The 25,053-nt window shown below is 53.8% G+C and carries 29 protein-coding genes; 26 read left to right on the forward strand and 3 right to left on the reverse strand.

Annotated features, from left to right (window positions below; genetic code table 11):
- Positions 1-67 precede the first annotated feature (67 nt).
- Together CIG75_RS20685 and CIG75_RS09305 are read left to right on the forward strand one after the other, a co-directional pair.
- The gene (locus tag CIG75_RS20685) at positions 68-295 is read left to right on the forward strand and encodes a hypothetical protein (RefSeq protein ID WP_157729473.1); all 228 of its coding nucleotides are present in this window, start codon (positions 68-70) and stop codon (positions 293-295) included.
- 228 nt (positions 296-523) lie between these two features.
- Complete coding sequence (locus tag CIG75_RS09305; protein ID WP_094238393.1) at positions 524-1,798, forward strand: Glu/Leu/Phe/Val family dehydrogenase; 1,275 nt, start codon at positions 524-526, stop codon at positions 1,796-1,798.
- Positions 1,799-1,853: 55 nt separating this feature from the next.
- On the opposite strand, the gene CIG75_RS09310 is transcribed toward CIG75_RS09305, so the two are convergent.
- Positions 1,854-2,831, reverse strand: coding sequence for an asparaginase (locus CIG75_RS09310; RefSeq protein WP_094236408.1), 978 nt, complete (start codon positions 2,829-2,831; stop codon positions 1,854-1,856).
- A 125-nt stretch (positions 2,832-2,956) separates the two neighbouring features.
- On the opposite strand from CIG75_RS09310, the gene prsW reads away from it, so the two are divergent.
- From prsW to ypeB, 4 genes are all read left to right on the forward strand, one after another.
- Positions 2,957-3,643 carry a glutamic-type intramembrane protease PrsW gene (prsW, locus tag CIG75_RS09315; protein WP_157729474.1) on the forward strand — a complete coding sequence of 229 codons (687 nt, stop codon included), beginning with the start codon at positions 2,957-2,959 and terminating at the stop codon, positions 3,641-3,643.
- A gap of 68 nt (positions 3,644-3,711) precedes the next feature.
- Positions 3,712-3,876, forward strand: coding sequence for a hypothetical protein (locus CIG75_RS20940; protein WP_172844441.1), 165 nt, complete (start codon positions 3,712-3,714; stop codon positions 3,874-3,876).
- Between the two features lie 123 nt (positions 3,877-3,999).
- Positions 4,000-4,800, forward strand: coding sequence for a spore cortex-lytic enzyme (gene sleB, locus CIG75_RS09320; RefSeq protein ID WP_094236410.1), 801 nt, complete (start codon positions 4,000-4,002; stop codon positions 4,798-4,800).
- An 18-nt stretch (positions 4,801-4,818) separates the two neighbouring features.
- Positions 4,819-6,141 (forward strand): germination protein YpeB, encoded by a 1,323-nt coding sequence (ypeB, locus tag CIG75_RS09325; protein ID WP_094236411.1) that lies wholly within the window; start codon positions 4,819-4,821, stop codon positions 6,139-6,141.
- Positions 6,142-6,172: 31 nt separating this feature from the next.
- Here ypeB and CIG75_RS09330 read toward each other — a convergent pair whose 3' ends face one another.
- The gene (locus CIG75_RS09330; protein ID WP_094236412.1) at positions 6,173-6,859 is read right to left on the reverse strand and encodes an N-acetylmuramoyl-L-alanine amidase family protein; all 687 of its coding nucleotides are present in this window, start codon (positions 6,857-6,859) and stop codon (positions 6,173-6,175) included.
- A gap of 121 nt (positions 6,860-6,980) precedes the next feature.
- On the opposite strand from CIG75_RS09330, the gene CIG75_RS09335 reads away from it, so the two are divergent.
- The 7 genes from CIG75_RS09335 (at position 6,981) to CIG75_RS09365 (ending at position 12,836) form a co-directional block, all read left to right on the forward strand.
- On the forward strand, positions 6,981-7,658 hold the full coding sequence (locus tag CIG75_RS09335) for a flagellar brake protein (RefSeq protein WP_157729475.1): 678 nt from the start codon (positions 6,981-6,983) through the stop codon (positions 7,656-7,658).
- Between the two features lie 53 nt (positions 7,659-7,711).
- Positions 7,712-8,215: a hypothetical protein gene (locus tag CIG75_RS09340; RefSeq protein WP_094236414.1), complete on the forward strand. Its 504-nt coding sequence runs from the start codon at positions 7,712-7,714 to the stop codon at positions 8,213-8,215.
- A 167-nt stretch (positions 8,216-8,382) separates the two neighbouring features.
- Complete coding sequence (gene cmk / locus CIG75_RS09345) at positions 8,383-9,063, forward strand: (d)CMP kinase (protein WP_094236415.1); 681 nt, start codon at positions 8,383-8,385, stop codon at positions 9,061-9,063.
- Between the two features lie 12 nt (positions 9,064-9,075).
- Entirely contained in the window at positions 9,076-9,666 is a 591-nt protein-coding gene (locus tag CIG75_RS09350; RefSeq protein WP_094236416.1) for a lysophospholipid acyltransferase family protein, read from the forward strand.
- Between the two features lie 212 nt (positions 9,667-9,878).
- The gene (gene rpsA, locus CIG75_RS09355) at positions 9,879-11,021 is read left to right on the forward strand and encodes a 30S ribosomal protein S1 (protein WP_094238394.1); all 1,143 of its coding nucleotides are present in this window, start codon (positions 9,879-9,881) and stop codon (positions 11,019-11,021) included.
- A gap of 23 nt (positions 11,022-11,044) precedes the next feature.
- Positions 11,045-12,100 carry a type 2 isopentenyl-diphosphate Delta-isomerase gene (gene fni / locus CIG75_RS09360; RefSeq protein WP_094236417.1) on the forward strand — a complete coding sequence of 352 codons (1,056 nt, stop codon included), beginning with the start codon at positions 11,045-11,047 and terminating at the stop codon, positions 12,098-12,100.
- 25 nt (positions 12,101-12,125) lie between these two features.
- On the forward strand, positions 12,126-12,836 hold the full coding sequence (locus CIG75_RS09365) for a DUF1028 domain-containing protein (protein ID WP_094236418.1): 711 nt from the start codon (positions 12,126-12,128) through the stop codon (positions 12,834-12,836).
- 114 nt (positions 12,837-12,950) lie between these two features.
- Here CIG75_RS09365 and CIG75_RS09370 read toward each other — a convergent pair whose 3' ends face one another.
- Positions 12,951-13,613 (reverse strand): HAD family hydrolase, encoded by a 663-nt coding sequence (locus CIG75_RS09370; protein WP_094236419.1) that lies wholly within the window; start codon positions 13,611-13,613, stop codon positions 12,951-12,953.
- Between the two features lie 319 nt (positions 13,614-13,932).
- On the opposite strand from CIG75_RS09370, the gene CIG75_RS09375 reads away from it, so the two are divergent.
- The 13 genes from CIG75_RS09375 (at position 13,933) to CIG75_RS09435 (ending at position 25,043) form a co-directional block, all read left to right on the forward strand.
- Positions 13,933-14,586, forward strand: a complete 654-nt coding sequence (locus tag CIG75_RS09375) for a YphA family membrane protein (protein ID WP_094236420.1) — start codon at positions 13,933-13,935, stop codon at positions 14,584-14,586.
- Complete coding sequence (locus tag CIG75_RS09380; protein ID WP_094236421.1) at positions 14,579-15,469, forward strand: YIEGIA family protein; 891 nt, start codon at positions 14,579-14,581, stop codon at positions 15,467-15,469. Before CIG75_RS09375 ends, CIG75_RS09380 begins: the two co-directional genes overlap by 8 nt.
- A 23-nt stretch (positions 15,470-15,492) precedes the next feature.
- Positions 15,493-15,681 carry a capping complex subunit for YIEGIA gene (locus tag CIG75_RS09385; protein WP_094236422.1) on the forward strand — a complete coding sequence of 63 codons (189 nt, stop codon included), beginning with the start codon at positions 15,493-15,495 and terminating at the stop codon, positions 15,679-15,681.
- On the forward strand, positions 15,681-16,130 hold the full coding sequence (locus CIG75_RS09390; RefSeq protein WP_094236423.1) for a DUF3189 family protein: 450 nt from the start codon (positions 15,681-15,683) through the stop codon (positions 16,128-16,130). The genes CIG75_RS09385 and CIG75_RS09390 overlap by 1 nt, the downstream gene beginning before the upstream one ends.
- A gap of 2 nt (positions 16,131-16,132) precedes the next feature.
- Positions 16,133-16,618: a DUF3189 family protein gene (locus CIG75_RS09395; protein ID WP_094236424.1), complete on the forward strand. Its 486-nt coding sequence runs from the start codon at positions 16,133-16,135 to the stop codon at positions 16,616-16,618.
- 73 nt (positions 16,619-16,691) lie between these two features.
- The gene (gene der, locus CIG75_RS09400; RefSeq protein WP_094236425.1) at positions 16,692-18,020 is read left to right on the forward strand and encodes a ribosome biogenesis GTPase Der; all 1,329 of its coding nucleotides are present in this window, start codon (positions 16,692-16,694) and stop codon (positions 18,018-18,020) included.
- Positions 18,021-18,053: 33 nt separating this feature from the next.
- Complete coding sequence (plsY, locus tag CIG75_RS09405) at positions 18,054-18,644, forward strand: glycerol-3-phosphate 1-O-acyltransferase PlsY (RefSeq protein WP_227874391.1); 591 nt, start codon at positions 18,054-18,056, stop codon at positions 18,642-18,644.
- 12 nt (positions 18,645-18,656) lie between these two features.
- A complete protein-coding gene (locus CIG75_RS09410) occupies positions 18,657-19,700 on the forward strand; it encodes an NAD(P)H-dependent glycerol-3-phosphate dehydrogenase (protein ID WP_094236426.1) in 1,044 nt (347 codons plus the stop codon).
- A gap of 94 nt (positions 19,701-19,794) precedes the next feature.
- Entirely contained in the window at positions 19,795-20,175 is a 381-nt protein-coding gene (gene gcvH / locus CIG75_RS09415; protein WP_094236427.1) for a glycine cleavage system protein GcvH, read from the forward strand.
- A gap of 11 nt (positions 20,176-20,186) precedes the next feature.
- A complete protein-coding gene (locus CIG75_RS09420; protein WP_094236428.1) occupies positions 20,187-21,017 on the forward strand; it encodes a lipoate--protein ligase family protein in 831 nt (276 codons plus the stop codon).
- Positions 21,018-21,326: 309 nt separating this feature from the next.
- A complete protein-coding gene (gene spoIVA / locus CIG75_RS09425; RefSeq protein WP_094236429.1) occupies positions 21,327-22,805 on the forward strand; it encodes a stage IV sporulation protein A in 1,479 nt (492 codons plus the stop codon).
- Between the two features lie 206 nt (positions 22,806-23,011).
- Positions 23,012-23,284 (forward strand): HU family DNA-binding protein, encoded by a 273-nt coding sequence (locus tag CIG75_RS09430; protein WP_094236430.1) that lies wholly within the window; start codon positions 23,012-23,014, stop codon positions 23,282-23,284.
- Positions 23,285-23,426: 142 nt separating this feature from the next.
- Positions 23,427-25,043 (forward strand): acetate--CoA ligase, encoded by a 1,617-nt coding sequence (locus CIG75_RS09435; protein WP_094236431.1) that lies wholly within the window; start codon positions 23,427-23,429, stop codon positions 25,041-25,043.
- Positions 25,044-25,053: the final 10 nt, after the last annotated feature.

Consider the following 25,053-nt stretch of genomic DNA (forward strand, 5'->3'; position numbering starts at 1 on the left):
CGACCGTACGAAAAGCGGGAACGGTGGGCATTGTAGTTGAAGGAACTCGAAGGCAGGGAGCATCCTGATGACGATCTTGGGCATTCTAAACGTTGAGAATCCACGCCAAGGGGGAATTAACGTGAAGCCCTTTAACGCACAGACCCGAAAAGACGGTGGCAAATCCGATCTGATCGCCTTTGATAACCCAGATGACATGCTCGAAAATATCCCGCCGCAAGCGCAAGGTTATGCGGAAACGATGGTAGTTGTTGACAATCCGGATGATTTTGAAGAGGAAGGGACAGAGGTGTAATCAAAGCGAAACATTCCCGAATCGGAAAACGGAGGACAACAGCGCAAATGAATCCAATACAGCTAAAACCGAACCAAACTCTTGTTATTGACCGTGTTTGAGGTTGTTTCGAACAATTAAGGTCTTTGCTAACCTTTCCTTGTTCATGAGTAAGGTGTATATTGAGGTCAAGGTTCACGAATACCTGTATAAGTTCAAAGGGAGTCGAGTCGATTGAATACCCAGAATTTGCCTTCTAACAATGCTACTGCAAATGAGCCTGCTGAAAATTTGAACATTCTAACTAGCACTCAACTTGTGATTCAAGATGCTTTGAATAAATTGGGCTACGGTCAGGACATGTTCGAATTGCTGAAGGAACCGTTGCGTGTGCTTACCGTACGGATCCCGGTGCGCATGGACGACGGCAGTGTCAAAGTGTTCACCGGTTACCGTGCCCAGCATAATGATGCGGTTGGTCCGACCAAAGGGGGCATTCGTTTCCACCCGATGGTTACCGAGGATGAAGTGAAGGCACTTGCAATTTGGATGAGTTTGAAGTGCGGGATTGCCAACTTGCCTTATGGCGGCGGGAAAGGCGGCATCATCTGCGATCCGCGTGAGATGTCGTTCCGTGAGCTTGAGCGCCTCTGCCGCGGCTATGTTCGCGCAATTTCGCAGATCGTCGGCCCGACTAAAGATATTCCGGCTCCGGACGTGTTCACCAACGCACAGTCGATGGCATGGATGATGGACGAGTATTCCCGCATCCGTGAGTTTGACGCACCGGGCTTCATCACCGGCAAACCGCTGGTGCTCGGCGGTTCTTATGGCCGCGAATCGGCTACCGCGCGCGGCGTGGCGATCGCGATCGAAGAAGCGGCGAAAGTGAAAGGTATCGATTTAAAAGACGCTCGCGTGGTCGTGCAAGGGTTTGGTAACGCCGGTGGTTATTTGGCGAAATTCATGCACGATGCAGGGGCAAAAGTCGTCGGGATCTCCGACGCGTATGGCGGTCTGTATGATGAAAAAGGTCTTGATATCGATTACTTGTTGGATCGTCGTGACTCTTTTGGCACAGTGACCAAGCTGTACAAAAATGTGATCACGAACCAAGAACTGCTTGAACTCGATTGTGATATCCTCGTTCCGGCAGCAATTGAGAACCAGCTCACGGCGCGCAACGCGCACAACATCAAGGCGAGCATCGTCGTGGAAGCTGCGAACGGCCCGACGACGATCGAAGCGACCAAGATTCTCTCGGATCGTGGTGTTCTGCTCGTGCCGGACGTGGTTGCGAATGCTGGTGGTGTCATCGTTTCTTACTTCGAATGGGTACAGAACAACCAAGGGTACTATTGGTCGGCAGAAGAGGTCGATTCTCGCCTCAAGACGATCATCTCCCGTTCGTTCCACTCTGTATACGAGACATCGAAACTTCGCAAGATCGATATGCGCTTGGCAGCGTTCATGGTCGGTTGCCGTCGGATGGCGGAAGCTTGCCAACTGCGCGGTTGGGTGTAAGTCAGTCGTCAAAAAAGCCGTCTGCCACGCTGGCAGACGGCTTTTTTTGATGCGATCAATCTTGAACAAAATACTGTTGTAAATGCTCAAGATCATTCGTTTCTTGCAACGCTGTCATCAGCTTGATGCGCGCTTTCTGCCCGTTGAGACCGTTGGAGAACAGCACGCCCAGATCGCGAAGTTGTTTTCCGCCGCCTTCATACCCGTAGATGTCTTGAACAACACCGTTAAAGCACCGGGAGACCAGCACGATGACAACTCCCTGTGCAATCGCTTTCTTGATGCCAGGCACGACCATCGGAGGGACGTTGCCCAAACCGAGCGCCTCGATGACGACGCCGCGCACCCCCTTATCGAGCAGGTATTGTAGCAGCGCGTCATCCATCCCAGCCGCCATCTTGAGGAGTCCGACCTCGTGCACGAGTCCGTCTACAGGGATGTGCGCATGAGGTTTGGGAATGTGGCGAATCTGTACGGAGCGTTTGTCCAAAAAGCCGATCGGTCCAACCGAAGGCGACTGGAAGGTGGCAACATTGCTCGTGTGCGTCTTTGTCACAAATCGTGCAGCATGGATGTCGTCGTTAAAAACGACGAGCACGCCTTGGCCGATCGCATCGGCGGAAGCAGCTGTACGCACCGCATTGAGCAAGTTAAGCGGGCCATCCGCGCCCAGTTCATTCGAGGAGCGCATCGCACCGGTCACGATCACCGGCTTGCCCGGCGGCAAGATCAGGTCGAGATAGTAGGCCGTCTCTTCGAGCGTGTCCGTGCCATGCGTGAGCACGATGCCATCGATGTCTTCCTGGAGCAGTCTTTCTTTGATCGCCGTCCCCAGCTTGGCGAGGTGGTCGAGCGTGAGATGGGGGCTCGGCAGGTTGGAGAACGCTTCGACCTGCACGTTTGCATACTGGTTGAGATGCGGGATGGCATTGGTCAGGTCGGACGCGTTTTCGGCCGGTCGAACTGTCTGGCTTTGCGGGTCTTCGATCATCGCGATCGTGCCGCCCGTTGTCAGGATCAGGATCGTTTTCATTGAGAGATCACACCTTTGTCCGAATCGGTTTGTTCTAGCATATTATGCCCCGCAGTGGCAGGCTCTGTCAAAGCAGGATTTTCATAGACCAGTTCGAATTTACATCATCGGGAGGGGAAATCGAAGTGGAATTTTTGCTGTTAATCGGGTGCGCTGTCGCACCTGGAATCGCCCTGATGTCCTTTTTCTATCTTCGTGACCGCTACGATTCTGAGCCCTTGAGTCTGGTGGGATTGCTGTTCTTTTTGGGAATGTTATCGACCATTCCGGTCATGTATCTCAGCGACTGGCTCGCCCAGGGCATGAGTTCGCCTTACGGTCGTGCCTTTTTTGCTGTGGCGCTTGTGGAAGAATTGGCCAAATACATCTTGACGATCCTCATCGCGCTTCGGCACCGCGAATTTGATGAAGAGATCGACGGGATCGTCTATGCGGTCGCCGCGTCGCTTGGGTTTGCAACGCTTGAGAACATCATCAAAGCAATGGTGCTCGGCTGGGAGACGGTTGCGATACGGGCCTTTTTCACCGTCCCAGGCCATGCACTGTTCGGGGTGGCGATGGGCTTTTATCTAGGGAAGGCGAAATTTGCCACGTCCAAGAAAAAGCGTTGGCTGCTATTTGGCGGTGCCTTCTTTTATCCGTGGGTGTTCCATGGGATCTATGATTCCCTGCTCGTTTCGGAGCAGATGGCATGGATCATGTTGATCATTCCGTTCATGATCTTCTTGTGGGGCTTAGGCATGTGGAAAGTGCGCCATGCACAGCGGCGTTCCCCCTACAAGCCGATGGAGGAACAGGTGCAGGATGTATAAAGAAACGGTGAGCCTGTCAAGACTTAATTTGCAGGGATGAAATCATAGACTCCTTAAGGAGGGAAAGCATGTCAGTACGAGACGAACGGGTAAAAGTTCACATTCGCTGTCGTCTGTGTGGAGAGACGTTCATTTTGCGTGGCTCTCGTGACTATCGTGGGCAGGTGGACACCGGATTCAAACGTTGCCTGTGTGACAATGAAGAAGCGTTCGACATTGAAACACTCATTTAAAACTTGCAGGGTGGAAAGGGAGTTGCCTATTTGGAGGCACTCCCTTTTTTTGGTTCTCATATCAACTTGCTTCCCATCTCACACTAAGGTCAGAAACGATCATCTTAAAATGGAGGGGGTACCATGAGTAGGAAGTGGAGATGGCTTGTGGCAGCCTTTGCCCTGATGTTTGCGGTCCTTTACGTCTCAGTAGATTCGATGCAGTTCATTTCGAAAAAAGAGGAGTCGGTCTTCACCACGCGCAAACTCGTGCGAGGCAGTCAAGGCACCGACGTCCGTGAACTGCAAGGCCGCTTGAAACATTTGGGTTATTACAAGGGCCGCATCGACGGCGATTTTGGTTGGGGTACATACTGGGCGGTTCGTAACTTCCAGTACAAATTTGGCATGAAAATTGACGGTATCGTTGGCGACAATACGCGAACTCGTCTGGTTCGCGCCACTCGCGGCTATAATCCGTGGGCGGCAGGTGGAGGAGGAGGCGGGGCAGCAGCACCAAAAGGCGGTGGCGGCGCGCCCAAAGCGACCGCTCCGGCGACCAAAAGCGCCGCGTACGCAGGGAAAAACCTGTCGGGCAATGACTTGAAACTGCTCGCCAACGCCGTCTATGGCGAAGCGCGCGGCGAACCGTACATCGGACAGGTGGCGATCGCAGCCGTGATCTTGAACCGCATAGACAACCCGAACTTTCCGAATACCGTACCCGGTGTGATCTTCCAACCAGGCGCGTTTACGGCGGTTGCCGACGGACAGATCTGGCTGTCCCCGAACGCGCAGGCCATGAAGGCAGTGCAGGATGCGATCAAAGGATGGGACCCGTCCTCGTCGGCGATCTACTACTTCAATCCGGCGACGGCAACCTCAAAATGGATCTGGTCGCGTCCGCAGATCAAGCGGATCGGCCAACATATCTTCTGCAGATAGAAAGGAGGTATCGACCGTATGTTTAGCAAAATCACATCCCTCGTGCTCGCCGTGGCCTTGGTGGTCGCAGGCTTCTGGGGCTACCGAGAACACAAAGAGAAACAGGCATTGCTCTTGAAGACGGAAAACCAATACCAGCGTGCCTTTCATGATTTGAGCGACCGAATGAATCTGCTTCAAGATCAACTGGGCAAGTCGCTTGCTATCAATACAAAGAAGCAGCTCACCCCCTCGCTGACCGAAGTGTGGCGGCTGGCTGCCGAAGCGCGCACCGACGTGGGCCAACTTCCGCTCTCCTTGATGCCGTTCAACAACACGATGGAATTTATCAATGATGTAGGGAACTTCTCCTACCGCACAGCGGTCGATCGCGACGGCAAAGAAGGATTGAACGAACAGGAGTTCAAGACGCTGAACGAACTGTACAAGCGTTCGAAAAAGCTGGAAAATCAGCTCGCAGAAGTGCAGTCCGCCGTCATCAAAAATAACCTGCGCTGGATGGACGCAGAACTGGCGCTGACCCAGACGGAAAAGAAGACGGACAACCAGATTCTCGACGGTTTCCACGCGATGGAGAAATCGGTCAAAAATTCTACACCGCTGAATTTTGGCCCGACGCTACAATCGATGAAAAACCGCAACCGAGTGAACGTGAAAAATCTATCCGGCCAAGATGTGAACGAAGCGCAAGCGGCACAGATTGCAGCTGCGTGGCTTGGGCGTAGCACGGCAGACGGAATCACCGCGCAACGCAACGGCAAAGGCGCACCGTTCCTGTCGCACACCGTCACCGTACCGCAAGAGAAGCGCCGGGAAGCGCTCTTCACGATCACTGTTCGCGGCGGTAAAGTCACTAACATGCTGAACGACCGGACCGTGCTAGAGGAAAAGCTCGATCTGTCTCAAGCTTCACAAAAAGCGATCGCCTATCTGAATCGATTTGGTATCAATGACAGCTTAGAAGTGGTGAATATCGACACGCACGATCACATCGGTGTGTTTGACCTCGTACCGCGTCAAGGCGGCGTCCGCCTCTACCCGGACAAAGTGATCGTGCAGGTAGCGCTCGACAACGGGGAGATTCTGGGCGTCAACTCACGCGAGTATGTGTTCAATCACAAACCGCGCACCTTGGCGAAACCGAAGATCAGCCAAGCACAGGCCCGCACGTTTGTCTCCTCGCGCGTCAAGGTGCAAGAGACTGCGCTCGCTGTGGCCCACAATGTGCAAAACGAAGAGGTGCTCGCGTACGAGTTTGTCGGCACGATGGACAATGACACGTACAAAATCTTCATTTCGGCACTCAACGGCGATGAAGTTGGGATTGAAAAGTTGAACTGATGGGAGGGGGTATCCCCCTCCTTTGCTGTGACTATTGGCTCTCCAAATAGGCTTGTACCCCTTCTGCAATCGCTTGGGCCAGTTTTTTCTGATAGGGAGGCGAGATCAGACGGCTGCGGTCACCCGACAAGTTGAGATAGCCGCATTCGATAAGCAGTGTGGGAATGGGCTGTTTTCGCAAAAGATAGTATTTGGCCGGTTTCGCGGCGCGCTTCGTCATCTCCGGCAGGGTGTGCAGTTTGGTTTGTACAAACTGGGCTATCTTTTTTGCCTCGGGCAGTTCTTCCATGTAAAACACTTCTGCTCCCCCTCTGGAAGCGAGGGGCGAGACGTTTACGTGCAGGGAGAGAAAGAGAGTGGCTCCTTGTTCGAAGGCCATGTTCATCCGATGGTCGAGATCGGCACGCTTGGCGACCTTTCCTTTCATGCCAGGCTTCGCGAAGTCAATGTCTTCGGTGCGGGTCATCACCGCTACGATGTTCTTTTCACGTAACGCAGCTTGCACTTCTTTGCTGATGGCAAGCGTGAGGTCCGATTCACGCAGATCACCTGAGAGCACGCCAGGGTCATAACCGCCATGTCCTGCGTCGATCATCACATAGGCAGGTACCTTTGAAGGTAGGGTCAGCGCTTTCTTGACTGGCGAAAAGGGGCTGACCAGGAAAGCAAACAATAGAATGAGGGAGAGTGGGAGCGCATAAGGCCTGAAAGGTTTCATTTTTCCTCTCCTTGTCCGAAATTGTCTGTACAGGTTTATTCATGAATGAGGGCAAACATTCGTATCTTAAGTAGGAGAAGAACAAGAACTGGGAGATCAGATCCCTTGGAGAGTGAGAACTTTGGCATACCCAGACATCGGCCAGACGATCACCTTGGTCATCACAGATGGTTACTATGAAGGGCGGTATCAGGCGAGGGTGCAAGACATGGAAGAGGACGGCATCTTTATCGAGATTCCGCTCAAACCAGGAGCGATCATGCCGACCAATCTGCCGACAGAACAATCTGCTCTGGTGCAATATCGTGCGGCAGACGGTGCTCTGTGCACGTTTCAAACGGAGGTGCAGGGCCGTGACGTGCGGCAGATCCCGCTCTTGAAGCTGTTGAAACCGGATGAAGAGCACATCTACCGCCAGCAGCGCCGTGAATTTTTGCGAGTGCCGATCATGGCCACTTTTCAACTGATCTTCGTGGACAACGAGACGAAAGAAATCATCAACGCCGATGCATACGGGTACGACATCTCCGGCGGTGGCCTGTCGCTGCGGGTCCAACATGACCTACCGATGCGCAGTGAAGACATTATCGGTTTTCGTTTCCGGTTGCCGCTAGAAAGCATGACGCATGAAATCGTCGGCAAAGCGCGTGTGATTCGCATCGCCCCGCAAGATCGGCACGGCTATAAGCTGGTGTCGCTCAAATATTATGAGCTTTCGGAGCGTGATCGTCAGCGCATCATCCAGTATTCTTTTAGACGACAGATTGAACTGCGCGATAAAGGTTTGTCCAATAGATAGTATGAATCCCTCCAGACTGGCATAGGATGGAACGTATCTGGGGGTGGTACAAGTTGGAACAAAGACGCCAGCAAACGTATGAAGAGCGCTTCTTGCGCGCCTACGAACGTCTGGAAAAACCGCTGTTTAAACTGATCTTGCTCGGCTTTGCCCTGATCTTGATCGGGCAGATGGCACTCTCCACAGCGGCAGGGCGGCAGTTTTTGTCGGCCACCGACCGGATGGAAGGGCAGCGTGCCAACGGAGTGATGCCAGCGGCGGCGACCGAAAAATCGACGGCGAACATCACGATCCGCTCGGTAGAAGCGGATGCTCCGCTGTCCAAGGTGTGGGTGAAGGTCAATGGCGTTCCGTCTGCTGCTTTCCAAGACGAAGAAGTGACCGTCTCTGTGCACCAAGGAGACGTTGTGACCGTCGATACGTCCGAACTGCCCGGTGTCTACCGTTTTGAAGTCGATCATGACAATCCGGGGATCTCTTATCCAGTGCCTGGGATGCTGGTCGAAGCGATGGAAGGACAGTTGGCAGAAGTGGGTCCGATCCACTTTATGAAGTAACTTTGAACTCCGATTCCTTTTGTTGCACCTGCTGCGGCCGTTATGATACTATCAATATTGAAGAGATTGACAATTAAACAGGTCGCGCATGAGAAGCGGGCGATGCCTGCTTTTTGTGTTCTCGACCATTTCATGGTCAGATGCGAATCAGGAGGCCGAATTACTTGATGAATACATTACGAGTGGCTCTAGACGGCCCGGCTGGCGCTGGGAAAAGCACGGTGGCGAAACTGGCGGCGAAGGCGCTAGGAGTGACCTATGTTGACACCGGAGCGATGTACCGCGCCATCACTTGGAAAGCATTGCAGGAAAAGATCGACCTGGCGGATCAGGCCGCTTTGACAGAACTGTCAACCCGAGTGAAGATCGAGTTCCAACTCACCAAGGAAGGACAAAATGTCTCTGTAGACGGTGCTGACATCACCGAGGCGATTCGCTCGGGCGAAGTGACGAGCAACGTATCGGCCGTATCGGCCGTATCGGGCGTTCGCGAGGCGATGGTCAAGCTGCAACAGGAGATCGCCGCGCAGACCGGGGTCGTGATGGACGGACGAGACATCGGGACCGTCGTGCTACCTGATGCGAATGTCAAAATTTGGCTGACTGCATCGGTGGAGGAGCGTGCACAGCGCCGATACCAAGAACTGGTCGCCAAAGGGCAGACACTCGACTACGATCAACTCAAAGCGGAGATCGAGCGCCGCGACTTATTGGACAGCGGCCGCGAGCATTCGCCGATGAAAAAAGCGGATGATGCTATCGTCGTGGACACGACCGGGCAATCGATCGAAATGGTCATCGAGCAAATCTTACATATCTGTCGCTCCGCAGAAGCACAGAACGACTAGGAGGCGTATACTATGGTGTTGTATCGCTTTCTTCGAGCATTGCTTCGCATATTTTTCCGCTTGTTCTATCGATGGCAGATCAGCGGGACGGAGAACATCCCGCAAACAGGCGGAGTCATCGTTTGCGGCAACCATATTTCCAACTACGACCCGCCGCTGCTGGGCTCAGCGATGGAGCGAGAGATTACCTTTATGGCGAAAGACTCCCTGTTTAAAATTCCGTTGCTCTCAGCGATCCTTCCGTCACTAGGCGCGTTCCCGGTCAAGCGGGGCGCGGGTGACCGCGGTGCGATTCGCGCTTCGCTCGAGATACTCTCGGCGGGCAAGGCGCTATGCTTGTTTCCGGAAGGCACCCGTTCCAAGACGGGGGAGGTCGGCAAAGGACAGGGTGGCGCTGCGATGCTGGCGATACGGTCGAACGCAGAGGTCATACCTGCTGCGATCATCGGGCCATATCGGCTGTTTCGTCCCGTCAAGATCGTCTATGGCAAACCGGTCGATCTGTCGGCGTTTCGAGGGCAAAAAACGAACAGCGAGATGATCGAAAATGCGACGGAAGCGATCATGGAAGCGATCCGTCAGCTGCAGGCCGAGCATCGCTAAGTTCGTATGGAAAGCCTGTTGTCGTATCATACTAGGTGATGTTACCAACTGTTCTCATACTATTATTATCTGGAGCTGTCCTTTTACCGGAGAGGAAGAGGTAACTATGGGAGTCGTCCGAGTCTCATGATACCTTCCCTATAAATCAACAATTCAAAGCGTTTTCTTTTTGGGCGCTAGGCGAATAGGAGGTTTTTTCATTGGTAGAAGACATGAAAGAGATGGAACTCGTCACATTTCAAAAAGGTGACGTGGTGAAGGGCCGGATCACAAAAATTGAAGATGGTCAGGCTCTTGTAGATGTAGGTTTCAAATATGACGGTGTGATCCCAATTGGCGAACTTGCGCCTGTGCGCGTGGAAAATGTCAGCGAAGTCGTGCAAGTGGGCGATGAAGTTGAGGTGAAAGTTCTGCGCATCAACGATGAGGAAGGCAAGATCATCCTGTCCAAAAAAGCGGCCGATGCGGTGAACTCTTGGGATGAATTGAAACAAAAATTCACCGCAGGCGACGTGTTCGAAGTGAAAGTGCTCGATGTCGTCAAAGGTGGCCTTGTCGTCAACGTTGGCGTGCGCGGCTTCATTCCGGCCTCTCTGGTCGAGCGTCATTTCGTAGAAGATTTCACCGACTATAAAGGTCGCACGTTGCGCGTGAAAATCGTTGAGTTCGACCGTGAAGAAGGCAAAGTGATCCTGTCGCAAAAAGCGGTGCTCGACCAAGAGATCGAACAACAAAAAGAAGGCCGTCTGAACGAAATCGAGCCAGGCCAAACTTTGACCGGAACTGTGCAGCGCATCACTTCTTTTGGCGCGTTCGTAGACCTCGGCGGTGTAGACGGTCTCGTGCATATCTCTGAGATGGCGCATCATCGCGTGGAAACGCCTGCCGATGTCGTCACCGAAGGGGATACGGTACAGGTGAAAGTGCTGAAAGTGGACCCCTCTGCGGGCCGCATTTCCCTGTCGATCAAAGCGGCTTCTCCAGGGCCGTGGAGCGGTGTGGAGAACCAATTCCATACAGGTGATATTGTGACCGGTACCGTAAAACGTCTGGTAACCTTTGGGGCATTTGTTGAACTGCTGCCAGGTGTCGAAGGTTTGGTGCACATTTCGCAGATCGCCAATCGCCATGTGGCGACTGCCGATGAAGTGTTGGAAGTCGGCCAGGAGGTCAAAGCAAAAGTTCTCGACGTGAGCGAAGGTGGGCAGCGCATCTCCCTTTCCATCCGTGAGGTGGAAGGCGAGCGTGGCCGTCGCGAAGTGGAGACGTTTGTCAAGCAAAACAACACCAATCAGGATCAGGGCGGCGGCCTCGGCACGCTTGGCGATGTGTTTGGCGACCTGTTCAAAAAATAATCTTTTGTTAGCGAGGGAAGCTGGTGTCGATTGAACAGCGCAAGTTAGATCATGTGCGGTATGCGTTGGAGCTACCGATCACTGGTAGCACAGGCTTTTCCGATCTTAGTTTCGTGCATCGCGCTTTGCCTGAGAGCGACCTTGCGGATGTCTCCCTTGCAACTTCCGTCGGCGGACTGGATCTCAGTTCGCCGATTTTGCTTAATGCGATGACTGGCGGTGCGGGACCGACCGAAGCGATCAACCGCAAACTTGCCGAATTGGCCAAGCACAGCGGAATCGCGATGGCGGTCGGCTCCCAGCGTGCCGCATTGAAAGATCCCGCCCTCTGCTCGACCTACTCCGTTGTGCGCGAAGTGAATCCGAACGGGATCATCATCGGCAACCTGGGCGCCGGAGCGACGGTGGAAGACGCAGAGCGTGCTGTTGAGATGATCGGAGCCGATTTGCTTCATCTGCATTTGAACGTCGCACAGGAGTTGACGATGCCAGAAGGGGACCGCAGTTTTTCGGATCTGCTCGAAAAGATCCAACGTGTGGTCGAAGGCGTTTCCGTACCGGTGATCGTCAAGGAAGTTGGCAACGGGATGAGCATCGAGACTTATCGCATGCTCGCAGACATTGGTGTCCAAGCGGTCGATGTGGCGGGGCGCGGCGGAACCAATTTTGTAGCTATCGAAAACCAGCGTCGCAGTGGGCGGCAATTTCAGCATCTTGAAAGCTGGGGGCAGACCACCGCTGTTTCGTTGCTCGAAGCGCAAGATTTTGTGAATACGTTTGATCTGATCGGATCTGGCGGGGTGCAACACGCACACGATGCGGCGAAGTGCTTGGCTTTGGGAGCAAAGATGGTGGGACTGGCCGGTGCGGTGTTGCGCCCATTGATGGAGCACGGTGTGGAGTACGCAACGGAGTTGGTCGATCATCTACATAGCGAACTACGGGCCATTTTGACCCTGCAAGGGTGCCGCAAGGTCGGTGAGCTTGCACAACGACCGTTGATCGTGCGCGGGGAGACGGCAGAATGGTGTAGGCTGCGCGGTCTGCGTTTGGAGCCGCTCGCACGGCGCGGACTGTAACGTAAGTAGAAGGAGGTCAGGATAGATGGAAGAGATCGAACTGAACACCTTCTCGATCGTCGCCCGCGACCCGCTGACGGGGCGATTTGGTATCGCGGTCACCACAAAAGCGTTGGCTGTCGGCTCGCTCTGTCCCTTTGCAAAAGCTGGCGTTGGCGCTGTGGCGACACAGGCTCGCGTCAATCCGACGCTTGGGCCGAAAGGACTGCGGTTGCTGGAGCATGGACTGTCAGCGGAGGAAGTGTTGCAAGAACTGCTCGCAGGCGATCCGGGCCGCGAGTTGCGACAGGTCGGCATCGTTGACCGTTACGGGCGTTCTGCTGCCTTCACAGGTGCAGAGGTCAATGAAGGCAAAGGCCACATCATCGGTGATAATTTTGCGGTGCAGGGCAATCTGCTGACTGGTGAAGCGGTGGTTCAAGCGACCGCTGCGGCGTTTAATGGCTCGAACGCACCGTTTCCGGAGCGACTGCTCAAGGCGTTGGAAGCGGGGCAATTTGCGGGCGGTGACAAGCGGGGCAAGCAATCGGCAGCCTTGCTTGTCGTCGATACGGATGAATTCCCCTATATCGACCTGCGTGTCGATGACAATCCCGAACCGCTCAAAGAGCTCCGCCGACTCTATGACATCCATAAAAATGGTTTGATGTCTTCATACCACGAATGGGTCGAAGCTACCCAAAATGGCATCGTCCTCTCTGAAACGGTGAAACCGGACGAAGAGAATCGGTCCTAGCAAGCGAAAAGCGCCCCTGTCGGCCAAGGCAAGGGCGCTTTTGCGTGCGGTAGTGCTGCTCGTTTGTGCGCTGTTCGACTCACAGCTGCGGGGAGCCCTGCGGAACGCTCTGCTTCAAGAAAGGATATCGAACAGCTCGTTCAGGGAGTCGATCTCATGATCGGCCCGGGGCAGATCGTCAGGCCATGCGAAACTGTTGGCAAACCAGACGGTGCGCATCCCTGCGTTGCGTGCGCCAGCGATGTCGTTGGCCGGGTGATCGCCAACAAACAGGCAGTCAGCAGGTGCGACCCCGAGTCGCTCGGCAGCCCGTTCGAAAATCTGCGGGTCGGGCTTGCGCAAGTTTTCATGTTGCGAAATCAGGATGGTGTCAACCAACTCAGGAAGCATCATCGCGTCCATATTGCGTTGCTGGAACTCCGTTTCGCCGTTGGTGATAATTCCAAGCCGATACGATCGTTGCCGCAGTTCGGTCAGTACGGCACGCCAATTATCGAAACCGGACACATGGTGGCGAAATCCTTGCTGATAATCCTCAAGCAACTCCTCAAAGGTCAGACCTTTTATCTGCCACTCTGCTAACAATTTCTGATAGACCACACGTTTATGTACATACCCTTTTTCGTCCAAACTGTGGAATCGACTCTGAAATGTCACAAAGGGAATCTCCTGAAAATGGGTTTGATAACGAGTGTGTTGCTCGTGTAAAAACCGATTCAGTGACGCCGTGCGGTCGAGCAGCGTCTCATCTAAATCGAACAAAATTCCCTGTATCATCAGAACTTTCCCACCTTTCTCATCCGTACTATTATAACAAAAAATAGGACTTGCACATCAATATCGACCGTGGTATATTACCAATTGTCGTTGCAAGTTGTTCGTCACCTTTCAACATTTTTCGACACCGAATTTGCTTCTCCAGATCGCTCTGGCCCGAAGCTGCATATAGATCTACCCCGTTTAAAGTCCTGTGCCGCCTACTGGTTCAGGGCTTTTTTGGCAACTCTTACAAACGTATACCCCCACCAGTGATCGGCAAAACTGACAGCATACTGTTCGTTTTGCTTTTTTTGTGCCTGGAAAGGAGGGACTTGGGGTGAATCCGGGTGTAATTTCCAACATCATCATGATCGTGCTCGTGATCCTCATCCTGACCGGATGGGGAGCGAAGACACTGCGCGACGGTCACTTGTCGCCCAAACTGGCAGCCTGCGGACTGATTTTGTATGTGTTCTGTAGTGGGCTAAACTTTGCAGGGCCGCTGGATGGTCGCTGGAATTTCGGCGGCACGCTGTTCCCGGTTCTGCTTACGCTATGGTCGCTGACCATTTTCCAGAACTGGCAGCACCGCTTGCAATACCTGCTGGGCGTGCTGACCGTCTCAGTCGCCTTGCTGGTGCTGTTGACCTTGGTGCCGCTCGACCCAGCATTTTTTATCCTTGATCCAGACTTGCTGTACCCGTTTACGGCAGTGATCATCTCGGTGCTCAGCGTGAAAAGGCCCTTTGTAGCACTGTCGATCGCTTGTGTTGGATTGATGATTTCGGGCAGTGTCGATCCGATTTTGCACCGTGCGTTCCAAATGGATGGCATCGTCTTTGGCGGCGGAGAGATTCGCGACATGCTCGCATTGACCGGGGCGGGTGTGCTGGCGGTGCACGGGTTTTATCATACAGGTGCTAACTATGTGCAGAGCATGGTGAAAGGTTGGCGCGAACGGCGGTCGGAGGGAGGCCCGGAGCATGCATGAGTATACGATGATCATCGTGGTCGGTGCGTTGTGTGGGATCGCCTGCCGTCTCAATCTGTTGAAAACAGACTACAGACAGTATCCGACCTACCCGCACGGCATCGTCATTCACATCGCACTTGGCGTGATCGCTTCGGGTTTAGGGGCCGTGTTGGTCGCGACCCTTTTGAAAAAAGATTACACGGCCGTCACCTTCCTGACGCTGGCCGCACAGCAGTTTCGAGATGTGCGCAACATGGAACGACAAATGCTAACCAATGTCGATGAGTTGGAACTGGTGCCGCGTGGAACGACCTATATTGAAGGAATCGCCATGGCATTTGAAGGGCGAAACTACCTGGTGATCGGCACAGCGTTTTTCGCTGCCTTGGCCACCGAATTTTTCCACTGGTGGGGTGGGGTTGTCATCGGTCTGATCTGCATCTGGCTGTCCTCTTGGTTCATGTCTGGCAAAACGTTGGTCTCGATGGTCAACATCAAGGAAGCCGAGGTGCGATTTGACGGGCCAAATCTGTTTGTCGATGATGTCCTGATCTACAACAGCGGCCTGAAAGACACTCAAGAGAGAATCTTGAAAAACGGGATGGGCTTCATCCTCGAACCGAAGAATGCGAACAGCACGGTGACGATCGGCAACCTCGGACAGCGGCAGGCCATCTTGCACGATGTCTCGACCATTTTGGGTGTCTACCGCGACTCGGGAGAGCCGTCGCTCGTACCGCTGTCCAAGCGCGACCTCAACTCGGGCAAGCTCGCTTTGTTTTTGCTGCCGATGGACCGCGACCCGGTCAAAGCCAAGGAGATCATCGAACGGGTGCCCGTTTTGGAGAACTCCTACCGCAAACCCTTAAAGGCGGATGTCAAACCGGATCGCAAACTGTAACTTGAAAGGAGGCACGCGCTCCGATGTCCACCGTGAACAATTTCATTCTTGCCGTCTGCACCACAGCAAATGATAGCGTCGGCGGTTCTGGGCCGATCTTTTTCTGCCAAGATGATGAGGACCTGCAAAAGACCTCGTTGTATCTGGAGAAGATTCTCGATGCGATGGCGCACGAGATTCGACCGGGCACGATGATTTTGGTGAAACACTGATGAAACATCGCGTCTATTATGACAGCGGTGGTGGCGTCGCAGCCTTGCTGACGGCGGCGATTCGTCTGCAAAAGCTGCCGGGGGACGTACTGCCCGATGCCGATCATGTCGCCTCCTTTTTGCGCGATCACGGCAACAAAGCTCATCCACAGGGCACGGTGTATCTGATGGGCGAAGAACGCGGTGAACGGATCTATTGGTGCGGATTGGGCGGTGTGACCCACATTGCGGTGCGGACGTGGCGCCATTTTTTACATCTCTATCAACTTCCGCAAAGTGACTTCTCATTTTGTTATGTGCCCAAGCCATCCTGCAGGCGATGGAGACGCGGAGAGAAACTGCTCAAGCAAGGCCGACGCGAAGAGAGCAGGAAGTGGTTTGCCGGAGCGGCGGTACAAGAGTACGCCGTTTTTTTGACCGTGTTGATGTCCGACTGGCGGGGGGAATGACGGTGCACATCATCTATCATTGTTATGGTAGCGCCCATTCCTCGGTGGTGGCCGCGGCGATCCACCTTGGGAGATTGCCGAGTGACCGTGTGCCATCACATGAAGAGGTGCTGAAGCTAGCCGATTATGACAGTGTGGAATCGTGGCAGATCGGTACGCTTTTTTTCAAAGGGCATGATGAGTGGGCCAATCCGATCTATACGCTTGGGCTCGGCAAAGAATCAAAGCGGAGCAAACAAGCGTTGGTCACTTTTTTGGAACTGCTGAATATCGACACCGCGCAGCTCTTTTTTAATGAAGCATTGCCGCATATCAACGTCTATGCAAAAGTCGGCGGTGCATTATCGAGGCGATACGGAATTGTGCGCTTGGGGCGTCCCTTATCCGCCTATGGCATTCGCAGAGGGTACTTCCAACTGGTCCGCTTTGTCCAGCAGGTCAAAGCGGAAGTGGAGCATCGCATGCAGGGAATGGGTAGAAACGGTTGACGTACCAATCTTACTTAGCGGATAATAGTAAACTGGACAATGTCAAGAATCATAGAAAGGCAGGGATTTTGCCATGCCAACACCAGTGGTTGCGATTGTAGGCCGACCGAACGTCGGAAAATCGACCTTATTTAACCGCCTCGCAGGGGAGCGTATCTCCATTGTTGAGGACAAACCGGGGATTACCCGTGACCGAATTTATGCGAGTTCGGAATGGTTGGACCATAAGTTTCGTATGATTGATACAGGTGGGATCGAAGTCGGGGAAGAGGATGAGATTCTGTACCGCATCCGCGAACAGGCAGAGCTTGCGATGCACGAAGCGGATGTGATCATCTTCCTCGTCGATGGACAAGACGGTGTGACCAATGCCGACAAAGAAGTAGCGCAAATTTTGTACCGGACGAGAAAGCCGATTGTGCTTGCAGTCAATAAATTGGACAACCCCAAGATGATGCAGACGATCTACGATTTTTATGAACTCGGCTTTGGCGAGCCGTTTGGGATCTCGACGTCGCACGGGACAGGGCTTGGCGACATGCTTGATGAAGTCGCGAAGAATTTCCCGGAAGACTACGATGCCAGCTATCCGGAAGACGTGATCAAAGTGTCGATGATCGGCAGGCCGAACGTCGGCAAATCATCGCTTGTCAACGCCCTGCTCGGCGAAGAGCGCGTCATGGTTTCCGAAATTGCCGGCACCACCCGCGATGCGGTTGACACCGAGTTTGTTTACGATGATCAGGACTATGTGCTGATCGACACTGCGGGGATGAGAAAGCGCGGCAAGGTGTATGAAAACACCGAGCGCTATTCGGTGATGCGCGCGATGTCTGCGATCGAGCGAAGCGATGTCTGCTGTCTGGTCATCAACGCCGAAGAGGGCATCATCGAGCAGGACAAGAAGATCGTAGGCTATGCGCTGGAAGCAGGGCGTGCGATCATCATCCTCGTCAATAAATGGGACGTGCTGGAGAAGAACGACAAGACTGCGATCGAGTTTGAAAAGCAGATTCGCAAAGAGTTTCCGTTCATGCCGTGGGCGCCGGTCCTGTTCGTTTCGGCAAAAACCAAGCAGCGCGTACATAAGATTTTAGGTATGGTCAAAACGGCTTCGGAGCACCATTCGATGCGGATTCCGACTTCGACGGTCAATTCGATCATCGAAGACGCCGTGACGATGATCGCACCACCGACAGACAAAGGCCGCAAGTGCCGCGTTTACTACACGACACAGGTGGCGGTGCGTCCGCCTTCGTTTGCTGTCTTCGTCAACGATCCAGAGTTGATGCACTTCTCGTATCAACGCTATTTGGAGAACAAACTGCGCGACTCTTTTGGATTTGAAGGAACGCCGATCAAACTGTTTATCCGAAAACGCAAGCAGGATGAAAAGAACTAAGCGCAACAACAAGAGGGGAACGGGGGAGAGAATGTGGCAGTCTTATTTGTCATGTTGATCGCCTATCTGCTCGGGTCGATTTCCACCTCGACCATTCTGGCGAAGAAGGTTGCGGGGATTGACATTCGCAAGCATGGTTCCGGCAATGCCGGGGCGACCAATACACTGCGCGTTCTCGGGCCGAAACTGGCAGGGATCGTGCTCGTCTTGGATGCAAGTAAAGGCGTGATCGCCGTCCTGTTGGCCAAACTGCTCGCTATGCCCGATCTGGTCGTCGCGGGTTCGGCCATCGCGGTGATTGTCGGCCACAACTGGCCGATCTTTTTCCGCTTTCGAGGTGGAAAAGGGATCGCGACGACGATCGGCGCTGTGTTGGCGCTGGTGACAGTACCAGCGCTGCTGGCCGGTGCGGTCGGACTTTTGGTGTTGTACGCGACGCGCTACGTGTCGCTTGCCGCGCTGAGTTTCACCGCGCTGTTGCCACTTTGCAGTTATCTTTTGCAGGCGCCAGATCAGTTTGTATGGTTTACGTCTGCAGCGTTTGTGCTGTCCTTGTGGGTGCACCGTGCGAACATCGGACGCTTGGTTGCTGGGAGAGAGAATAAGCTCGGAGCAAAAAGGTAAGGAGGAGAGCCCATGATTCAACATGTGGCTGTCATCGGGGCAGGAAGTTTTGGCACGTCACTCGCCAACGTGTTAGCAGGCAAAGGGTGCCAAGTCGATCTGTACGCACGCCGTCAGGATCAGGCAGATGAAATCAACCAAGAACATACGAACAACCGCTATCTGCCAGATGTGTCCCTCCATGAAGGGATATGCGCATCGGCAGACATCGCGCACGTGGTGCGGGACAAAAAGTGGGTGCTGATCGTCACACCGTCCTCGGTGTTTCGGGAAACGCTGCGGATGATGCGACCGCACCTCGACCCGGATGTGCGGATCGCGCATGCGACCAAAGGCTTTGATTTGGACACCGGGCAGCGCATGACACAGGTGATGGAAGAGGTGCTGACAGGGATCGACCCAGGCAGGTTTGCAGTCATCTCTGGTCCCTCCCACGCCGAAGAAGTGTCACGTCACATCCCGACCACCGTCGTGGCCGCATCGAGAAGTCAACGCACAGCAGAAGGATTTCAAGAGCTGATGATGACGCCCTATTTTCGCGTCTACACCAACCCTGATGTGATCGGTACTGAGATTGGTGGGGCTCTGAAGAACATCATCGCGCTTGGCGCTGGCATCTGCGACGGCTTGGGCTATGGAGACAATACCAAAGCGGCGCTGATGACGCGCGGTCTGACCGAGATCGTGCGACTTGGCGTGTCGCTTGGCGCGTCACAGATGACCTTATCAGGGCTCGCTGGGGTCGGCGATCTGATCGCCACCTGTACGTCGCTGCACAGCCGCAACTACCGGGCTGGTTTCGCGCTTGGACAGGGCAAAAGCTTGGAGGAAGTGCTCGATCAGATGGGCATGGTCGTCGAAGGGGTTCGTGCGACAAAAGCTGCGCACAAGATCGCCCTTGAAAAAGGCGTTGAAATGCCGATTACTTCGGCGATCTACAACCTGTTGTTCGAAGGCACACCGCCACGGACGGCAGTCGAAGAGCTGATGGGACGCCGTCGCATCCATGAGATGGAAGAAGTGGCGGAAGCAGTATCGCTGACTTGGGAGTCTTGATCGAGAAAGCGCTCTGCCTGTTGTGAGGGAGCGGTATGATCTGGTACAATAGGCGAGAGTTTGGAAACTTTTTTTGGTGCAGGGAGGAATCATTGTGAGCAACGTACCGAGCGATTTGAAGTATAGCAAAGAACATGAGTGGGTACGCGTTGACGGCAACCGCGCATACATCGGGATCACCGATTTTGCACAGTCCGAACTGGGTGATATCGTATTTGTCGAACTTCCGGAAGACGGCGACATCACGGCAAACACCACGTTTGGCACCGTTGAGTCGGTCAAAACCGTTTCTGACCTCTATGCTCCGGTTTCCGGCAAGATTGTGGAAATCAACGCCGCGCTGAACGACGCGCCGGAGAAGGTCAACGAATCTCCGTACGAAGACGCTTGGATGCTGGTTGTGGAACTGTCGGATGTTTCGGAGCTGGACAACCTGATGTCTGCTGACGAATACACCGCGCTGACCTCCAAGTAAGGTAGCAGCGGATGGAAACGTGGCGCGTTTTGAATACGGGATTTTCTGATCCCGCCTGGAACATGGCGGTCGATGAAGCCATTCTAAACGCTCATAGTCGGGGGCTCGTGCCTCCGACTATTCGTTTTTTTGGCTGGGACCCGCCAACACTTTCGATCGGCTATTTTCAGCGGTCGGCGAAAGAAGTAAATTTGGAAGCACTGCAAGCAAAAGGTCTTGGCTTTGTGCGCCGTCCGACAGGCGGACGAGCGGTCCTGCACGATCAGGAGCTGACCTACTCGGTGATCGTCACCGAGTCGCATCCGATGATGCCGAGCAGCGTCAATGAGAGCTACCGCGTCCTATCGATGGGACTGCTCGAAGGCTTTCGCGAACTGGGCTTTGCGGCGGAGATGGTGTCGCTCGCCGATGAAGAGGAGAAAAAGAAGTTCGAGTCGATGGGCTCAGCCGCTTGTTTCGACTCACCGTCCTGGTACGAACTGGTCGTCGAAGGCCGCAAAGTGGTTGGCAGCGCACAAGTGCGCCAACAGCATACGATCTTGCAGCACGGCTCGATCCTTTTAGACCTCGACGTTGAGCTTTTGTTCTCGGTGCTGACCTTTTCCTCCGAACGCATTCGCGAGCGGATGATGGAGACCTTCAAAGAACGTGCTGTGTCGATCAAGGACTTCTCTGGTGAAGTGATTTCCTACGACCGCGCCGTCGAAGCGTTTACGGTCGGATTTGCCCGTGGGCTTGGCATCAAGCTGGAAGCGGCAGGGTTGACCCCTTATGAGCAGGAGTTGGCCGAGCAACTGGTGCAAGAGAAATATGGCACCGATTCGTGGAATTTTAAAAAATGACCTGACATATCATGACATTCGGGAGGCAAACTTCCCGGGTGTCTTTTTTTATGCAAAGAGACAGCGAGGGCTTGTTCTACTTCTCAAATAATGGTCATAGAGTAGAACCATAGCACATCCCAAGCGTGTTGGACAAATTGTAGAGCCTGATCAGCATAATCTCGTTTTGGAGTCATATACATGTACTGTCCAATTGGGAGAGTTTGAGTTTCGGCTTTGATAGATGCCGTATTCGCCTTTCAAGGGGAGGGATCGGCTCACGGGGATTGCGTACAGAGTCAACGCCGATCAGAATAAGGAGGGAACAGAGTGGAAAAGTTCGACATTTTCAAAGACATCGCGGAACGGACCGGAGGCGACATCTATCTGGGTGTCGTGGGCCCTGTCCGGACGGGGAAATCTACTTTTATCAAGAAGTTTATGGAACTGATCGTCCTTCCGAACATCAAGGAAGAGGCGGACCGCGTACGCGCCACTGACGAGCTGCCGCAATCGGCTGCTGGTAAGACGATTATGACCACCGAGCCGAAATTCATCCCGAACCAAGCGGTTGAAATTGGCGTTGCAGAAGGGCTCGACATCAATGTCCGCCTTGTGGACTGCGTAGGCTACTGCGTCGAAGGCGCACGCGGCTACGAAGATGAGAACGGCCCGCGCATGGTAAGCACACCTTGGTTTGACGAGCCGATTCCGTTTCAGGAAGCGGCAGAAGTCGGTACGCGCAAAGTAATCGCGGACCACTCCACGATCGGCTTGGTCGTCACCACCGACGGCTCGATCGCAGAGATCGACCGCGACTCCTACATCGCAGCAGAAGAGCGCGTCATCGCGGAACTTAAAGAGATGGGCAAACCGTTTGTCATCGTGATCAATTCGACTGAACCACACTCTGAGCGCGCCGAATCGCTGCGCCAAGAGCTGATGGAAAAATACGACCAGCCGGTCATCGCACTCTCCGTGCAGGCGATGCGTCAAGAGGACATCATGGCAGTTCTGCGCGAAGCCCTGTATGAATTCCCTGTGCATGAAGTCAATGTTAACCTGCCGAGCTGGGTGATGGTGCTCGATCAAGAACACTGGTTGCGTTCCAATTTTGAAGAGTGCGTTCGTGAGACGGTCAAAGACATCCGTCGTCTGCGCGACATCGACCGAGTCGTCGCTCACTTCGGTGAATTTGAGTTCGTATCTCGTGCGGCGCTGGCCAATATGGATATGGGGCACGGTGTCGCCGACATCGACCTGATCGCGCCAGATGAGCTGTACGACCAAGTGCTGACCGAAGTGGTCGGTGTGGAGATCCGCGGCAAGGATCACCTCTTGCAATTGATGAAAGATTTCTCCTATGCCAAGCGCGAATATGACAAAGTAGCAGAAGCGCTGCGCATGGTGCGCATGACCGGGTATGGGATTGCGCCGCCGGTGCTGGAAGAAATGACGCTCGACGAACCGGAACTGATCCGTCAAGGATCCCGCTTTGGTGTCCGCCTGAAAGCGACTGCGCCATCGATCCACATGATCCGCGTCGATGTGGAAAGCGAATTCGCACCGATCGTAGGCACGGAGAAGCAGTCGGAAGAATTGGTGCGTTATCTAATGCAGGACTTCGAGGAAGATCCGCTCAAGATCTGGGACTCGGACATCTTCGGCAAATCGCTGGCTGCGATCGTGCGCGAAGGCATCTCGGCCAAACTGTCGATGATGCCAGAAAATGCGCAGTATAAGCTAAAAGAAACGCTGGAACGCATCATCAATGAAGGCAGTGGCGGACTGATTGCGATCATCCTATAATGGCGAACGATCGGTGGAGCATAGGATTTCCTGTGCTCCTTTTTGTGATAACCTGAGTCAAAAGTCCCGTTGCGATGTACGAAACTGGACATTTGATAAAACATGCCATATAATCACCATAGATTCTGATAGAAACCTTTGGCAGCACGTATAGATTCATGCTTTCTTGCTAAAAAAGGTAATATGCAGAGGAGGTGTAATGGGTCATGAACAAGACGGATCTGGTCAACCTCGTAGCCGAAAAGGCGGACCTCTCCAAGAAGGATGCTGCAGTTGCAGTCGATGCTGTTTTCGACGGTATCGTGGAAGCGCTGGCAACTGGCGACAAAGTACAACTGATCGGCTTCGGTAACTTCGAAGTACGTGAGCGTTCTGCACGCAAAGGCCGCAACCCGCAAACCGGCGAAGAGATCGACATCGCTGCTGCGAAAGTTCCGGCATTCAAACCGGGCAAGCAATTCAAAGATTCCATCAAGTAATATACATAGAAAGAGAGTCTCGTAGGGGAGGCTCTTTTTTGTTTTAGTTTTGGAGGAATTTTCGCGCAAATCGTGGAAATAAGGTACGTGAGTATACGATTACACTTTACTAGTCTATAGGAGCATCGAGGGGGCTATTCACGTGACAACTGACAAAGCTTATGAACAACAAGTGAATGCATTCACGTTAGACGTGCCGGAGACCTACAATTTCGCCAAACAAGTGGACGTCTACGCCGAACTGAATCCGAGCCAACTGGCCGTGCATTGGGAAAATGAAGCGGGCGACATCTTGCAACTGACGTATGGCGAATTAAAAGCTGCTTCAAACAAGTGGGCCAACGCGCTGCAAACGATCGGTCTGACCCGTGGGGATCGCGTGATCGTATTGTTGCCGCGCTCGCTGGAAGCGTACATCGTCTATCTCGGTTTGATCAAGGCAGGCGTTGTCGTCATGCCGGGCTCTGAGATGCTCCGACCAAAAGATATCGAATACCGTGCCAACCACGCCGGAGCTACTGGGGTGATCGCGTTTGGCAACATCACCTCCGAAGTCGATCAAGTCCGCACACAGTGCCCGACGCTCACAAAGTTTATCATCGTCGGCAGTGAAAAAGAGGGCTGGACTTCGTACGAATCGTTGATTGCCGACCAATCTAGCGAATATGAGGCTGTGGCAACACGCACCGATGAGATGGCATTCCTCTCCTATACTTCTGGTACCACAGGCGGCCCGAAAGGCGTCGTGCACACGCACGCTTGGCCGTACGCGCACCAAAAGATTGCCGCAACCTATTGGTTTGATGTGCAAGCAGGTGAGATGGCTTGGGCGACGGCAGGTCCTGGGTGGGCGAAATGGATCTGGAGCCCTTTTGTCTCCATCCTTGGCAAGGGCGGTACGGCTTTTGTCTACGCAGGCCGTTTCAATCCTGAGACGTATCTCAATCTGCTGGCCAAATATCCGATCGCGGTGCTCTGCTCGACCCCGACCGAATACCGTCTGATGGCCAAAGTGGACAACATGGAGCGCTTCCAGCCAAAAGCGCTGCGCAGCGCGTGTTCTGCTGGTGAGCCGTTGAATCGCGAAGTGATCGATGCGTTCCATAAGCATTTGGGAATCACCGTCCGTGACGGCTACGGCCAGACGGAGAACTCGTTGCTCGTCGGCAACTTTGTGGGTCTTGATGTGCGCCCGGGCTCAATGGGACGTCCTTCACCGGGTGTCAACGTGTCGATCATCGACGAAGACGGTAACGTCGTGCAAAGCGGTACGGTCGGTGACATCGCGGTACACAAAGACGCACCGATTCTGTTCAAAGGCTACCTCAACGACGAAGTGCGCACTGGCCGCGCATTCCGCGGTGACTGGTATATTACTGGCGACCAAGGCAAAGTGGACGAAGACGGCTATATTTGGTTCGAAGGCCGCGCCGATGACATCATCATCTCGTCGGGTTACACCATTGGGCCGTTCGAAGTGGAAGATGCGCTGGTGCAGCATGCAGACGTGGCAGAATGTGCAGCGGTGGCGAGCCCAGACCCCGACCGCGGTCACATTGTCAAAGCGTTTGTCGTGCTCAAACGTCCAGAGCTGGCATCTGAGCAAAAAGTGCGCGAGTTGCAAGAGCATGTCAAAAACCTGACCGCTCCTTACAAGTACCCGCGCGTGATCGAATTTGTGGAAAGCCTTCCGAAAACGACGTCTGGCAAAATCCGCCGCGTCGAACTGCGTGCCGCTGAGAGAGACAAAGCACGCTAAGCACGAGACA

Origin of the sequence: Tumebacillus algifaecis, from assembly GCF_002243515.1 — a bacterium.
GTDB lineage: Bacteria > Bacillota > Bacilli > Tumebacillales > Tumebacillaceae > Tumebacillus_A > Tumebacillus_A algifaecis.

Excerpts from the sequence above, each read along its gene's own strand:
- CIG75_RS20685 (WP_157729473.1), top strand. The coding sequence starts at position 68 with ATGACGATCTTGGGCATTCTAAACGTTGAGAATCCACGCCAAGGGGGA.
- CIG75_RS09310 (WP_094236408.1), bottom strand. The coding sequence starts at position 2,831 with ATGAAAACGATCCTGATCCTGACAACGGGCGGCACGATCGCGATGATC.
- CIG75_RS20940 (WP_172844441.1), top strand. The coding sequence starts at position 3,712 with ATGTCAGTACGAGACGAACGGGTAAAAGTTCACATTCGCTGTCGTCTG.
- sleB (WP_094236410.1), top strand. The coding sequence starts at position 4,000 with ATGAGTAGGAAGTGGAGATGGCTTGTGGCAGCCTTTGCCCTGATGTTT.
- ypeB (WP_094236411.1), top strand. The coding sequence starts at position 4,819 with ATGTTTAGCAAAATCACATCCCTCGTGCTCGCCGTGGCCTTGGTGGTC.
- CIG75_RS09330 (WP_094236412.1), bottom strand. The coding sequence starts at position 6,859 with ATGAAACCTTTCAGGCCTTATGCGCTCCCACTCTCCCTCATTCTATTG.
- cmk (WP_094236415.1), top strand. The coding sequence starts at position 8,383 with ATGAATACATTACGAGTGGCTCTAGACGGCCCGGCTGGCGCTGGGAAA.
- CIG75_RS09350 (WP_094236416.1), top strand. The coding sequence starts at position 9,076 with ATGGTGTTGTATCGCTTTCTTCGAGCATTGCTTCGCATATTTTTCCGC.
- rpsA (WP_094238394.1), top strand. The coding sequence starts at position 9,879 with ATGAAAGAGATGGAACTCGTCACATTTCAAAAAGGTGACGTGGTGAAG.
- CIG75_RS09365 (WP_094236418.1), top strand. The coding sequence starts at position 12,126 with ATGGAAGAGATCGAACTGAACACCTTCTCGATCGTCGCCCGCGACCCG.
- CIG75_RS09370 (WP_094236419.1), bottom strand. The coding sequence starts at position 13,613 with ATGATACAGGGAATTTTGTTCGATTTAGATGAGACGCTGCTCGACCGC.
- CIG75_RS09380 (WP_094236421.1), top strand. The coding sequence starts at position 14,579 with ATGCATGAGTATACGATGATCATCGTGGTCGGTGCGTTGTGTGGGATC.
- CIG75_RS09385 (WP_094236422.1), top strand. The coding sequence starts at position 15,493 with ATGTCCACCGTGAACAATTTCATTCTTGCCGTCTGCACCACAGCAAAT.
- CIG75_RS09390 (WP_094236423.1), top strand. The coding sequence starts at position 15,681 with ATGAAACATCGCGTCTATTATGACAGCGGTGGTGGCGTCGCAGCCTTG.
- der (WP_094236425.1), top strand. The coding sequence starts at position 16,692 with ATGCCAACACCAGTGGTTGCGATTGTAGGCCGACCGAACGTCGGAAAA.
- CIG75_RS09410 (WP_094236426.1), top strand. The coding sequence starts at position 18,657 with ATGATTCAACATGTGGCTGTCATCGGGGCAGGAAGTTTTGGCACGTCA.
- CIG75_RS09420 (WP_094236428.1), top strand. The coding sequence starts at position 20,187 with ATGGAAACGTGGCGCGTTTTGAATACGGGATTTTCTGATCCCGCCTGG.
- CIG75_RS09430 (WP_094236430.1), top strand. The coding sequence starts at position 23,012 with ATGAACAAGACGGATCTGGTCAACCTCGTAGCCGAAAAGGCGGACCTC.